This window comes from Devosia elaeis, from assembly GCF_001650025.1.
Taxonomy (GTDB): domain Bacteria; phylum Pseudomonadota; class Alphaproteobacteria; order Rhizobiales; family Devosiaceae; genus Devosia; species Devosia elaeis.
Genome location: NZ_LVVY01000125.1, coordinates 1 through 13,487 on the forward strand (window position 1 = coordinate 1; position 13,487 = coordinate 13,487).

A 13,487-nucleotide genomic window follows, 5' to 3' on the forward strand; every position below is an offset into this window, starting at 1 on the left:
CAAGGATATGGATGCCATACTTTGTCAACAGGACCTAGGCTCATTATCGATAAGGATCGCACTTACAATTTGAAGGACATCTACGTCCACTCTAAGTATATTTGCGGGCAGGAGAGTGTATCAGACGAGAATTTGTGTCAATTAGCGAGAGATAACCATAGATTTGTCGTGCAAGGATTTGGTGGTATCGGAAAGACAGTATTCCTAACGTATTTGTGGTTGGCGATTTATGGTAATCCACAAGGTAGGATCCCGGTATTCATTGAGCTAAAAAAACTCAACGACATTTCAGACTTACATCTCGAAAGTTATCTTCGCTTTACAATAAGCGATGGAAGTTCAAATTTTTCTGACGACGAATTTAGAGCGCTTTGCGATGATGGTCGTTTTGTATTCCTGTTTGATGCTTTTGACGAAATAAAGGACGATGTTCGTATCGATGCCGAGAGAGAGTTGCTTGATCTTGCGAATAATTACCCACGATGTGGGTTTGTGATCTCGTCTCGCAAGGACAGCAGGTTTAGCGCTTGGGAGCAGTTTTCAACTTACCATGCGGCGGCCTTTGATCAGAAGCAAATCAAAATGGTTATACAATCAGTTGATTTTGATAAAGATGTTAGGCGGCGTTTTATTGCTGAAATCATTGACAAGAAGGAGAAATTTGAAGAGTTTTCAGATTTTTTGAGCACGCCTTTGTTGGCACTTATGATGTTGCTTATGTATAGGCAGTTTGCCGATGTGCCTGAAAAAATACATCTTTTTTACCGATACGCTTTTCAAACCCTGTATTCCCTACACGATGGAAATAAAGAGTCGTTCACGCGGCAACGAAAAACGTCCCTAGACGAAGATCAGTTCTGTAAAATTTTCTCCATATTTTCTCTCATGACTTATGGTCAGATGAGTACATCATTTGGTGCTGGAGAAGTGCGAAGTTTGGTCAGTGCCGCTGTGACGAGATCTGGTATTGCAGTGGATATCGAAAATTTCTTGGATGAAGCTGTAGAATCCGTGAACCTTCTATATAAGGAAGGCGAGATTTATTCTTTTGTTCATCGTTCTTTCCAGGAGTATTTCGCGGCTTACGCTGTTGTCAATTTTTTTAGTGCGAAGATGAGTGATGTGCTGCTCAAGATGCCTGATCGCGCAGACGACAAATTTTATACTATGACGTATGAAATGAACGCAGATATTGTTGATGATTACTTCCTATGCCCTCAATATCGTGAAAATAAATCATTCTTTGATGGTATTGTTTCAAAGGAATTTGACACGAAGGGTATTCTTCAAAGGGTCAGGGCAAAGTGGTTCTTCTTGGTGGCCGGGAATGTTGGGCAATCGGTCATGTTGCAGGATAGTCTTTACATCGCCAGTGGGCCTATGAAGTTCTGTCGGATCGCAGGCCGTTGCTTGAGTTTGGATTTTTCGGCGGATTTTGAATTCACCACGGGGAAATCTGTGTCTCGAGAAAATGAGATACAGTCGATGCATAAGTTTTTATTAAAAATCATTAAGAGGAGAAACAAAAACAACGAACGTGCAGTCTTGGTCATTATAGATTTCGGAAATCAAACCATTAGTGTAGACGACGACGATGGCGTTCGCGCGAACTTGGATGATACGGACTTCGCTGCTACAGAAAGGCAGGCTTACTTATGCAAAGGATTTCTTGCTGACGAAGTTGAAAAATGGCAGGCGCAGGTGAAATTTTTGCGAAATAAGATGCACGATGTGCATAAGCGCAAGAGAACTAGAGAGGCTGCGACCAGTTTCCTCGCCGGTTTATAGTTCTGTGTGCTGCAACATATAAAGAAGACGTGTATTTTGTGATGTGCTTAATTGATGCTGAAGGCTCTGCCGCATGCGAGAGAGTGGCGAGTGATTCTTTATCTCCCTGCTGGCACACCTCCAAAGGGCACGTGAGAATCTACACAGCTAACTGACTTCGCCCTCCAGCGTATCCAACTCCATCTCCCGCAACCGCTTAACCTCATCCCGCAACCGCGCCGCCTTCTCGAATTCCAAATTCGTCGCGGCCTCCCGCATTTCGCGTTCCAGGTCCTTGATGACCGTCGCGAGATTATCGCCGGTAACCGTCTTCTCTTTCCCGTCCTTGCCCTTGCCGATGGAGATCGTGACGTGGTCTTTTTCGTAGACGCTATCGACGATGTCGTTGATGCGGGCTTTGACCGATTGGGGGGTGATGCCGTTGGCGAGGTTGTAGGCGATCTGTTTTTCGCGGCGGCGGTTGGTTTCGGCCAGGGCGCGTTCCATCGAGCCGGTTTCCTTGTCGGCGTAGAGGATCACCTTGCCGTCGACGTTGCGGGCGGCGCGGCCGATGGTCTGGATGAGGGAGGTTTCGCTTCGGAGGAACCCTTCCTTGTCGGCGTCGAGAATGGCGACGAGGCCGCATTCGGGGATGTCGAGGCCTTCGCGGAGGAGGTTGATGCCCACCAGGACATCGAATGCCCCCAGGCGCAGGTCGCGGATGATTTCGATGCGCTCGATGGTGTCGACGTCCGAGTGCATGTAGCGCACGCGGATGCCCTGTTCGTGCATATATTCGGTGAGGTCCTCGGCCATTTTCTTGGTGAGGACGGTGCAGAGGGTGCGGTAGCCGGCCTTGATGGTGGTGCGGATCTCGTCGATGACGTCGTCGACCTGATGGGTGGCCGGGCGGATTTCGACCGGGGGATCGATGAGGCCGGTGGGGCGGATGACCTGTTCGGCGAAGACGCCGCCGGTCTGTTCCATTTCCCAGGAGCCGGGCGTGGCCGAGACATAGACCGATTGCGGGCGCATGGCGTTCCACTCCTCGAAGCGGAGGGGGCGATTGTCCATGCAGCTCGGCAGGCGGAAGCCGTATTCGGCCAGGGTCGCCTTGCGGCGCAGGTCGCCGCGATACATGGCGCCGAGCTGGCCGATGGTGACGTGGCTTTCGTCGACGAAGACCAGCGCATTGTCGGGGAGATATTCGAACAGGGTCGGGGGTGGCTCGCCGGGTTTTCTCCCCGAGAAATAGCGCGAATAATTCTCGATGCCGGCGCAGGAGCCGGTGGCTTCCATCATTTCGAGATCGAAAAGCGTGCGCTGTTCCAGCCGCTGGGCTTCGAGGAAGCGGCCGGCGCCGTTGAGTTCCTGCAGGCGCGCGGCGAGGTCCGAGCGGATCTGCTTGATGGCCTGGTTCATGGTGGTGCGCGGCGTCACGTGGTGGGAATTGGCGTAGACGCGGATGAAGGTGAGGTCGGCGCTTTTCTTGCCGGTCAGCGGATCGAATTCGGTGATCGCTTCCACTTCGTTGCCGAAGAGGGTGACGCGCCAGGCGGCGGCTTCATAGTGGGCGGGGAAGATTTCGACGGTGTCGCCGCGCACGCGAAAAGTGCCGCGCACGAAGCCGGTATCGCCGCGCTTGTATTGCAGGGCGACGAGCTTGGCGAGCAATTGACGCTGGTCGATCTTTTCGCCCTTCTGCACGTCGATGGTCATGGCGGTGTAGTCTTCCACCGAGCCGATACCGTAGATGCAGGAGACCGAGGCGACGATGATGACGTCGTCGCGTTCGAGGATCGCGCGCGTGGCCGAGTGGCGCATGCGGTCGATCTGCTCGTTGATGGTGGATTCCTTCTCGATATAGGTATCGGTGCGCGGGACGTAGGCCTCGGGCTGGTAATAGTCGTAGTAGGAGACGAAATACTCGACCGCGTTGTCGGGGAAGAAGCCCTTGAACTCGGAATAGAGCTGGGCGGCCAGGGTCTTGTTGGGCGCGAGGATCAGCGCCGGGCGCTGGGTCCGGGCGATGACCTGGGCGGCGGTGAAGGTCTTGCCCGAGCCGGTGACGCCGAGGAGGACTTGGTCGGTTTCGCCGTTCTCGACGCCTTCCACCAGTTCGGCAATGGCGGTGGGCTGGTCGCCGGCGGGGGTATAATCGGTGGCGAGGCGGAAGGGCTGGGACTTGCCGACCTTGACCGGGCGCTCGGGGCGGTGCGGCACCCAGGGGGCGGAGCCTTCCACTTCCTTGCGGCCGTGGAGAATGATCTGCTCGAGCGCCTTCACCGTGGCGGTGACGCCGACCGTGGTGGCGTTGGAGACGTCCTCGGACTTGCGCGCCTTGTTCTTCTTCACCGAGGCGTCGAGGGCCTCGCGCACCTTGGCCATGGCTTCGGGATCGGTGGCCGCGACGCGGGAAATGTCGCGGGCGCTGACCCTGGAGGCGGGGACGTGGCCGAAGCCGGCCTGGGGGGCTTCACCCATGCCGTCGAAATCGACGCGATCGACCGAATTGATCTTGGTCTTGCCGGTTTTCCTGGCCATGCCGGTGGCGGTGTCGTGATTGGCCTTGGTGGTGCGGCGCTTTTCGAGCGCGGTTTTCGGCTGGGCCGCTTCCTTCTCGGCCGCCTCGGCGCGATCCAGGGCGCGCTTGTTCTTCATCCGCTCGGCATAGAGCGGCTTGGACGCGGCGATGTCCTCGGCCTTTTCGATTTCGGCGAAGAAGTCGTCGATGGAAAACTCAGCCTTGCCCGGACGGGTGGACTTGGGGGCCATGAAAATGCTCGCGATCTGGGAATGCGACTCAGATGGGGAACGAGGCGCGCAAATGCAATGTTCCCGGCGAGATTAGCACCCCGCGAACGGAGAGGGAACGGGCCTGCTGACAGGAGGCGTCAGCAGGCGGATATCGATCAGGCCAGGAGGCTTTCGGGCACCTTGCCGCCATTGGCGGCGAGCTTGGCCAGCACCTGCTTGTGGAGCCAGATATTCATGGTGGCGCTGTCGGACTTGTCGCCCTGATAGCCCAGTTCGTCGGCAAGCTGCTTGCGGGCATCGAGCGAGGAATCGAGCTTGAGGGCCTTCATCAGGTCGACGATGGAGGTCTTCCAGTTGAGCTTCTGGCCGGAGGCGGCGACGGCGGCGTCCAGCACGGCGGCGACATCGACCTGAGTACCGGCCTGGGCTTCGGCTTGCTTTTTGGCCAGGGCCTCGGCGATTACCTTGTTGGCGGCCTCCATGCCGGCATCGACAGCGGCCTGCTGCTGGGCCGCGACATTCGCGCCGGCGGCGGGGCGCGCCGCGCCGGCCGGGGCGGCGGCCGGAGCGGGGGCGCCGAAAATCCTGTTCTTGATGTCGTCAAAAAAGCCCATGGATCTGATCCTTTCGTGTTCCGGTCCTGGCATTCAATCCGGAATCTGACGGCGAGATCAAGGCTTTGTGATGGCTGGGTTCAAACGGGCTTGCCGGGCCTGGTGGCGAACCAGATGTGGTGGCGGGCGCCCTTGCCGGAGCGGGTGGCGCGCACCGGCACTTCCGCCACGGCCATGCCGGATTGCTTCAGGCGCCGGGTGAAATGCGCGTCGGGCGCCGAAGACCAGACGGCGAGGTGGCCGCCGGGCCGGAGCGCGGCCCTGGCGATGGCGAGGCCATTGGCGCTGTAGAGGCGGTCGTTCTGGGGCCGCGAGAGCCCGTCGGGGCCATTGTCGACGTCGAGCAGGATGGCGTCGAAGGGATTTTCGCCGGCAATGGCGGCGGCGACATCGCCTTGATAGAGGGTGACGCGGGGATCATCGAGGCTGTCGCCATGAATGGAGGCGAGCGCGGTGCGGGCCCAGGCGATGACCTGGGGCACCAGCTCGGCCACGATGAGTTCGCTCTGCGCGGGGAAGGCGGCGAGAGCGGCGCGCAGGGTGAAGCCCATTCCGAGGCCGCCGATGAGCACGCGCGGCCGGGGCCGTCCGGCCAGGCGCGCGGCGGAAAGAATGGCCAATTGCTCCTCGGAGCCGCTGAGACGGCTGTTCATCAATTCGGTGGTGCCGGACATGATGGAGAATTCGGTGCCGCGCTGCATGAGCCGGAGCACGTCGCCGCCGGGCACATTGGCTTCATCGAGTTTGACCCAGGGCAGCATGGACGATCCTTGGCGGGCGGAGAACGGCGCCCACCAGTAGGGATCAGGCCATGGCGGGTCAACAGGCGGGCAGGGGCTGCTCGGCCCAGGCGGCGGCCAGGCGGGCAATCGCGGGCAGGCGCGACCGGCCGGCGGGGTCGGTCATGCCGTGGTCGAGGGCGGGAAATTCCCAATAAATGAGGTTGCAACGGCCCTGGGCGGCGAAACGGTCGGGCAGGGCGCGCATGGATCAGGAGGAACGGCGTGTCGGTGGCTTCGAGATAATCGGAGGAGCGGTGGTCGAGAGCATCGGCCCAGAAGCGATGGGTATGGCCGGAAAGGAGCGTGCTGCCATGAGGATCGGCACGGGCCGCCTCGAAGCCGGCGCGGACAATGGCCCGGCCCTGGGGCGGGACCGAGGCGAGCACCATGTCGCCGAAGGTTTCGCCGACCGATCCGGACAGCAGGATGGCCGCGGCGGGGTGGAAACGGGCCGCGAGGGCTTCCATGGCGAGGCCACCCTCGGATCCGCCGAACAGGATGGTCTTGGCGGGATCGGCATCCAGGGCGGCGAGCACGGTCTGGTAATCGGCGATGCGTCCCGAGAGGGTATAGGTGTCGCGGAATTCCGGCGGGCAATCGCTGTTGCCATGCTGAACCGGACTATCGGGACTGATGCCGGATTTTTCGACGATGACCGCGGTATAGGCCGGGAAGGCGGCGCGGATGACGGCGAGATTGGCATTGCCGGCTGCCGGGCGGCAATCGGAGCCCTGGGCCAGGACGAGCAGGCCGGCGCTTTCACCGGGGGGCGCATCGAGCGTGTAATGGATGGTGCCGCCATCGGGGCGGGCAAGCTGGCGGCTTTGCGGGGCAGCATTGGCCATGCCCACCGGCAGGGCCAGCAGGAGGAGAGTAAGCAGCGATTTCATGATGTCATTCCGGACGACGGTGCAGGGAAAGCGGCAGCAGCGAGACCAGGGCCAGGACCAGAAGCGGGAGGGGCGCGGGGAGGCCCAGCGTCAGGCCGATCTGGCCGGCGGCGCCGGGCATGGGGGCGGCGACATGGAGCCGGAGCGCCGCCGCCAGCAGAATACCGGCGGCAATGCCGAGCAGCGGCCAATGGAGGCCGGCGCGGCGGCGATGGGCGGCGACCAATATCAGCCAGGCGAGGACGATCGGGGCGGCGAGCAGGACCAGGGCAAGGATGTCGCCGAGATCGGCAATGACGGGGCGCAGATTGGTGGCGGCCGCCAGGAGTAAGGCGAGGATGCCGGCCAGTATGATCGCGGCCTGGATGGCGAGCGGCAGCAGCAGGTAGAACAGGGCCGGCCAGCGGGCGGCGGGACTGCGGAAACGGCGATCCGCCAGCATGGGCAGGAGCAGGGCGTCATGCGCGCCCAGGCGGCGTTCGGCCTCGGCGCGGGCCGCTTCGGGCGCAAGGCCGGCCGCGTGCAGATTTTCGGCAATGTCCGCGCGGTGATCGGAGAGTTCGGCCAGGTAGCGCTCGACATGGCGCGGGGCGAGGCCGGCGCGGAGCAAATCCTCGCGAAGGGCGAGCAGGCGATCAGGCATGGCGGGGCTCCGCCAGGATGGCGGCGATGGTCTGGTTGAGATTCTGCCATTGCTCCGCCAGGGCCTGCAGGCGGCCGGTGCCGGCAGGGGTGACGCTGTAATAGACGCGGCTGCGGCCATTGATGGTCTGGCGGCGCGTGGTCAGGGCGCCGTCGCGCTCAAGCGCATGGAGCAGGGGATAGATGACGCCTTCGGCAAAGCTGATGGTTTCGCCGCTGGCGCCGCGAATGGCCTGGACGATTTCGTAGCCATACATTTCGCGGTCGCGTAGCAGGCGCAGGACCAGCAATTCGGGAACGCCATTGAGGAAGGGGGAGGAGTTGGGGGCCATTTTTATACCTATCATCTCTAGGTATGATGCCTAGAGATGATAGGTGTGTCAATGGGCGGGCTCGATCGTCTCGTGCTTGCTGGCCCCCCACCCCGGCCCTCCCCCACAAGGGGGAGGGAGGGAAGGAGCCGGGTCGGCCGCGTGAGTTGCTACCCCAAATGAGGGCACCGGCTTAGCTGTCGCGGGTTATGCGGATGATGCTGGACGTGCCGTTGTCCGGGTTTTCGGTGACGGCGTAGACGGCTCCGTCGGGACCGGCGCGGACGTCGCGGACGCGGGCTTCGAGGGGAATGCGTTCCTCGCTGGCCACCAGGTCGTTGTCCAGGTGGACGACGACAAGGCCGGTGGAGACAAGGCCGCCGATGATGAAGGCGCCGCTCCATTCGGGGATGGCGTCGCCATCATAGAATGCCATGCCGGAGGGGGCGATGACCGGATCCCAGTAATAGACCGGCTGTTCGGTTTCAGCGTCGGCGGTGATGCCGCCGCCTATGGGATCGCCGCTATATTCGATGCCATAGGCCACGTCGGGCCAGCCATAATTGAAGCCGGGCTCGGGGCGGTTGAGCTCGTCGCCGCCGCGGGCGCCGTGTTCGACGATCCAGAGGCGACCTTCGCCATCGAGGGCTGCCGATTGGGTATTGCGGTGGCCCAGGCTCCAAATCTCGGGCAGGGCGCCCTCGGTGTCGATGAAGGGATTGTCCGCGATGGCATTGCCTTCGTAGTCGATGCGGAAGACCTTGCCGAAGCCGCTGGCCAGTTCCTGGGCCTGGTCGCGGACCTCGTTGTCGGAGCGTTCGCCGACGGTGAGATAGAGCATGTCGTCACCGGCGGGCACGATGCGGGAGCCGAAATGCTTGTCGCCATCATAGGTCGGCTCCTGGCTGAAGATGATCGAGACATCTTCGAGCGCGCCGCCGCCGGCCTCGTCGAGCATCAGGATGGCCGAGGCCAGGGCGGTGCCATTGCCGCCCTCGCGGGGCTCGGCAAAGGAGAAGAAGATGCGGCCGCTCTCCTGGAAATCAGCGGCGAGCGCCACGTCGAGCAGGCCGCCCTGGCCGCGGGCATCGACTTCGGGCAGGCCAGAAATTTCCGGGCCGGCATCGCCGCTTTCATTGACGATATACATGGCGCCCTGCTTGGCGGTGACCAGCATGCGGCCGTCGGGCAGAAATTCCATGGCCCAGAGCTGGGGCAGGTTCTGCGCGATCACCTCCTGGCGCACGGGCGTGGGCTCGGCGGGCTGGGGCGCACGGGTCTGTTCGGGGAAGGCGGGCTGTTGATCCGGCGCATTGGGCGGCTGGGTCTCGGCCGGTTCTCCCGCCCTGGCATCGCCGCCTTCGGCGGGGGCCATGCCTTCGACCTGCTCTTCCGGCGTAGCGGCGTCATCCTGGGCGAAAGCGGGGGCCAGCAGCGAGAACGAAAGCGCCGTACCGGCGAGAAGGAGCGAAAGCTTCATTGCGAAATCCACAGTAAAGTGTTGGCGATAAAGGCAAATTCGGAAAAATCTGCTTTTAGGTTCACCTCGACTAAGTTCCCGGGTGGAGAAACGTTGCACCCAGGCCGATCACGAAAACCGGAACGCGGCGCGGGGGCTCGTGTCGAAATGGGCCGCAGTGGATCGTCGCCAGGGCATGGCGGCGGGGTGCCGCGAAGGAGGGATGAGATGAAAATTGCCGGTTGGGTGCTGAGCGGGCTGATCGCCCTGTTCATGCTGGGGGCGTCGGTGGCGCCGAAATTTCTGCAGCTCGATGTCGCCATCGCGGCGATGGAGGTCGTCGGCTGGCCGGCGAAATACCTGCTGCTCATCGGGGTGATCGAGCTCGGCTGCGTGGTGCTGTTTCTGATCCCGCGCACGGCCCTGCTTGGCGCGGTGCTGTTCACGGGGCTTTTGGGCGGTTCGCTGGCGGCCAATCTGCGGGTGGACAATCCGCTGTTCAGCCACACGCTGTTCTCGATCTATCTGGGCGTCGCCATCTGGGTGGCCCTGTGGCTGCGCGAGGCCAAGGTGCGCGGCGTATTCCCGCTGATCCGCTAGCGCGGGCGCGCCGGGCCTGTTTGCTGTCCGGCGCGCATAACAGCAAAGTATTGACAGGGGCCGCAATTGCCGTAGCGTCTGCGCCTTCACAATATAGAGAATGTCATGACCGATTGGTTGTTTTCGAGCGGCGCCTGCTCGGTGGCATATGATTTCGACCGGTCTGAACAGGTCCGCTTCCGGCGGGGCGACGTCAAGGCCTATCTCGAGGAAGCGCCGGTGCTGCCGGGCGTGTGGCTCTATCGCGGCGAGGCCTGCGGGAACAGCCGGTTCGGCATCGACGTCGAGGGCGACATACCCGAACGCGGGCGCATCATCCTGGGCTCGATCCTGTCGAGCCGCGGCACGGTGAGCCTGGAAGGGTGCGACGACCAGCATTGGCGCGATGACGGGCGTTTCTACGTGCTGACCCCGATCGAGCGGCGGGTGCGCTACCAGATCGATGCCGAGCGCGGCTGGCGCACCGTGGCGCTGCGGCTGGAAACCGAGGCGCTGGACATGCTGGGCAGCGACGGCACGGCGCCGGACCTGGTGCGGCAGGCCCTGGAGGGCAACAAGGACGATATTTCCGACATGTCGCCCTTGCCCGCCGCGATCCGGGCGCTGGGGCATACACTGCTGCGCTCGCCCTATGAGGGCACGATGCAGAAGCTGTTCCGGCAGGCCAAGGTGCTGGAATTGCTGGCGCATCAATTGGCGGCCTTTGGCGGGGTGGCCGAGGCCGGCGGGCTCAATGCGCGGGAGCTGGCCAAGGTGCGCATGGCGCGGGATCGGCTGCTGTTCGACCTGCGCGAGCCGCCCGATCTCGAAACGCTGTCGCGGGAAGTGGGGCTGCCGGCCAAAAGGCTCAATCGCGGCTTCCGCGATGTCTATGGCATGACGGCCTTCGCCTATCTACGCGACGCGCGGCTGGACGCGGCGCGGCGGGCGTTGGAGGAGGGCTCGAGCATGCCGCTCAAGCAATTGGCATGGGAATTGGGCTATGGGCAGGTGAGCAATTTCGTCACCGCCTTCCGGCGCCGCTTCGGCATGCCGCCGGGATCCTATCGCGGCCAATCGGTGAATTGAGGCCGCCGCTTTCGCATGAATTTTGCGTCAGCGGCGAGAATTATTCAGAACGGGCGCAGCGCTTGTCTTGAGCGGACCAGACAGTAAGGGGCGGTCTTTGCCTTTTTCTGTGTGGAGCTCGAGCGATAAGAGCAAATTCAATCCGTTGGGACTCGGCGAAACCCCATCCGACCGGCACCAGGCGCAGTTTCGCCTTCGATAGCGGGCCGCAGGACGGCATCCTCGATTTCGAGAACAATGGCCGGATCGTCACCGGCGAACCGCCGTTCCGGCTTTCCATGTCGCATGCCGTGCTGCGGGACGGGGTCTCGGTCTTTACCGGCGGCGGCTCCTCGCCACAGGGCTTCACCATCGCGCCGACCGGGCCGATGCCGTCGCGGAACCTGCTGATCGGGTGCCTGCTGGGCGGCATGGGAAGCCTTGCGGCGGAGGGCAATGACAAGCTCGACTGGCGGGTGCCGGGGCAGATGTATGTGGTGAGCCTCTCCGAGCGGCAATTGAGCTACGACATTGCCGGCAAGGCCGATTACAACGCCGTCACCCTGATGCTGACGCCCGATGCGCTCGAACTGATCGCCAGCGAGGACGGATTGCCGCAAATGCTGGTGGATGTGCTGGAGGGGCGGAGCAAGCCGGTGGCGCTGAGCCGTCCCATGCCGCTGGAAGCGCGACGCGCGGCGCAGGAATTGCTGTCCCCGCTCTACCAGGGGCGGGCCGCCGAGCTCTACCAGGAAGGCAAGACGCTGGAATTGCTGGCGCACCAGACCGACCTGCTGGTGGATGCGCCGGTACTGCGCCGCGAACTGAGCACGCGCGAACTGATCCGGGTGCGGGAAGCGCGGGAGCGGCTGCTGGCCAATCTGCGCGAGCCGCCGAGCCTGACGGAACTGGCCGCCATGGTGGGGCTGACGCCCAAGCGGCTCAATCTTGGGTTCCGCCATTTGGTCGGCATGACGGTGTTCCACTACCTGATGGAGGAGCGGCTGCTGCTGGCCCGGAAAATGCTGGAGGAGGGGCTGGATATCCCGCTCAAGCAGCTCGCCTGGGCGGTCGGCTATAATCAGGTCTCCAATTTCATCACCGCCTTCCGGCGGCGGTTCGGCATGTCGCCCGGGCTCTATCGCCGCCATGCCGATGCGGAGGAATAGCGGGCGCCATTATGGCTGCTGGCAATGATTATGCCAGCAAGGCCCGCGCGTTGAGATGCACAATGCAGTCCACTACTTGGCAAAGCCGGTCCAATCGGCCGGCTTTTGCTTTGTGGGAGAATTTTCATGGCTGCGCAGGCTCTTGCGACAGGGAACAAGCGGCATCGGCTTCTGGCCTCCGTGCTGATGGCCGGCACGGCATTGGCCCCGGCCGCGCAAGCTCAGGACGCGACGGTGATCGATCTCTACGACGAGATCCATCGCGGCTATGAGGTCGTCGGGCTGAGCAGCGATGGTTCCCGGGCCGCGGTGAACGGGTTCGGCGATGCAAGGGGGCAGGGCTATCTTTGGGATGGCGACGGCATGACCGGTGTTGGTGGCCTGGACCGGAACGTCAATTCGGCGGTTACGGCCATTTCGGGGGACGGCAATGCGCTGGTGGGCATGGCTGTGGACCCCTATGTGCGGACCCGCGCCTTCCGCTGGACGCAGAGCACCGGCATTGTCGATCTGGGTACCCTGCGCACCGACAATGGCGGTCGGTCGACCGCGTATGATGTCAGCGACGATGGTTCGATCGTGGTGGGGCGCGCCGATTCCTGGCTGAACCAGTCCTTGGCCTTTGCCTGGGTAGAGGGTGCGCAGAACGGGGAATCCGTTGATGAGCAGATGTTCGCCCTCATGCCGCTGGATGGCGGCGTGGGGTCGGTGGCGAAAGGCGTTAGTGGCGATGGCCGCTACGTGGTCGGCACCAGCGTCAACATGGCAGGCGTGGAAACGGGCGTTGCGGTGCGCTGGGGCATCGAGAATATCCGGGAAGGTCATCAGAGCATCCGCTATCTTGGCACATTGGGCGGCCAGACATCCGAGGCCAATGCGGTGTCCGACGACGGCACTGTGGTCGTGGGCAGGTCGAGCAGACTGGGAGGCAATAGCGAGGCCTTTCGCTGGGTCGAGGATGGCACGGCGGGCGGCGAGGGAAATCCCGAAATGCAGGGATTGGGCTATTTGGCCGGCTATGAAGAACAGAGCGTCGCCGTCGCCGTTTCCGGGAATGGGAAGGTCGTCGTGGGCCAATCCCTTCGCGGTGACGAGTCGGATTCGGCCGCCTTCCGCTGGGAGGAAGACAGCGGGATGGTCTATGTCGGAGACTGGCTGATTGAGAACGGTGTCGATGTCGGGGAATTGCATTTCAGCCGCGCCAGCGCCGTGGCCGGCAATGGCAACATCGTCGCTGGCATGATGCAGAATGCGGAGGGCGATTACCGCGCCTATATCGCGCGAGTGGAGGATGACGAGCCTGGTCCAGGGCCCGGACCCGGCCCCGGTCCCGGCCCTGGCCCTGGCCCCGGACCTGGCGGCGGGTTGATGGATGTCGAGGAATATCACCAGACGCTCTATGCGGCGGCGGGCATCGCCAATGCGGGCGAGTTCCTGACCTGGCTGCCG

11 protein-coding genes and 1 pseudogene are annotated in these 13,487 nt (G+C 62.3%); 5 read left to right on the top strand and 7 right to left on the bottom strand.

The features are described from left to right. Positions 1 to 1,788 (top strand): NACHT domain-containing protein (locus tag A3840_RS16490; RefSeq protein WP_131798356.1); only part of this gene is annotated, 1,788 nt, incomplete at its 5' end. Between the two features lie 147 nt (positions 1,789 to 1,935). On the opposite strand, the gene uvrB is transcribed toward A3840_RS16490, so the two are convergent. The 7 genes from uvrB to A3840_RS16525 all read right to left on the bottom strand — a co-directional run bounded on the left by uvrB (position 1,936) and on the right by A3840_RS16525 (position 9,243). Further along, on the bottom strand, positions 1,936 to 4,428 hold the full coding sequence (gene uvrB, locus A3840_RS16495; RefSeq protein WP_425388859.1) for an excinuclease ABC subunit UvrB: 2,493 nt from the start codon (positions 4,426 to 4,428) through the stop codon (positions 1,936 to 1,938). Positions 4,429 to 4,679: 251 nt separating this feature from the next. Then, the gene (locus A3840_RS16500; protein ID WP_067459412.1) at positions 4,680 to 5,138 is read right to left on the bottom strand and encodes a DUF3597 domain-containing protein; all 459 of its coding nucleotides are present in this window, start codon (positions 5,136 to 5,138) and stop codon (positions 4,680 to 4,682) included. Between the two features lie 80 nt (positions 5,139 to 5,218). After that, positions 5,219 to 5,899, bottom strand: coding sequence for a spermidine synthase (locus tag A3840_RS16505; RefSeq protein ID WP_067459416.1), 681 nt, complete (start codon positions 5,897 to 5,899; stop codon positions 5,219 to 5,221). Then, positions 5,791 to 6,810 (bottom strand): alpha/beta fold hydrolase, encoded by a 1,020-nt coding sequence (locus A3840_RS16510; protein ID WP_067459419.1) that lies wholly within the window; start codon positions 6,808 to 6,810, stop codon positions 5,791 to 5,793. The genes A3840_RS16505 and A3840_RS16510 overlap by 109 nt, the downstream gene beginning before the upstream one ends. Positions 6,811 to 6,814: 4 nt before the next feature. Continuing rightward, positions 6,815 to 7,453: a hypothetical protein gene (locus A3840_RS16515; protein WP_067459422.1), complete on the bottom strand. Its 639-nt coding sequence runs from the start codon at positions 7,451 to 7,453 to the stop codon at positions 6,815 to 6,817. Continuing rightward, on the bottom strand, positions 7,446 to 7,784 hold the full coding sequence (locus A3840_RS16520) for a PadR family transcriptional regulator (protein ID WP_067459425.1): 339 nt from the start codon (positions 7,782 to 7,784) through the stop codon (positions 7,446 to 7,448). The genes A3840_RS16515 and A3840_RS16520 overlap by 8 nt, the downstream gene beginning before the upstream one ends. A gap of 172 nt (positions 7,785 to 7,956) precedes the next feature. Next, entirely contained in the window at positions 7,957 to 9,243 is a 1,287-nt protein-coding gene (locus A3840_RS16525) for a PQQ-dependent sugar dehydrogenase (protein WP_067459428.1), read from the bottom strand. A 207-nt stretch (positions 9,244 to 9,450) separates the two neighbouring features. Between A3840_RS16525 and A3840_RS16530 the strand changes: the two genes are divergently transcribed. The 4 genes and pseudogenes from A3840_RS16530 to A3840_RS16545 form a co-directional block, all read left to right on the top strand. After that, the gene (locus A3840_RS16530; protein ID WP_067459431.1) at positions 9,451 to 9,822 is read left to right on the top strand and encodes a DoxX family protein; all 372 of its coding nucleotides are present in this window, start codon (positions 9,451 to 9,453) and stop codon (positions 9,820 to 9,822) included. Positions 9,823 to 9,927: 105 nt separating this feature from the next. Further along, entirely contained in the window at positions 9,928 to 10,890 is a 963-nt protein-coding gene (locus A3840_RS16535; RefSeq protein WP_067459434.1) for an AraC family transcriptional regulator, read from the top strand. Between the two features lie 278 nt (positions 10,891 to 11,168). Further along, positions 11,169 to 12,038, top strand: coding sequence for a helix-turn-helix domain-containing protein (locus tag A3840_RS16540; RefSeq protein ID WP_082903978.1), 870 nt, complete (start codon positions 11,169 to 11,171; stop codon positions 12,036 to 12,038). A 126-nt stretch (positions 12,039 to 12,164) separates the two neighbouring features. Then, positions 12,165 to 13,487, top strand: a pseudogene (locus tag A3840_RS16545) (hypothetical protein); the annotation flags it as partial.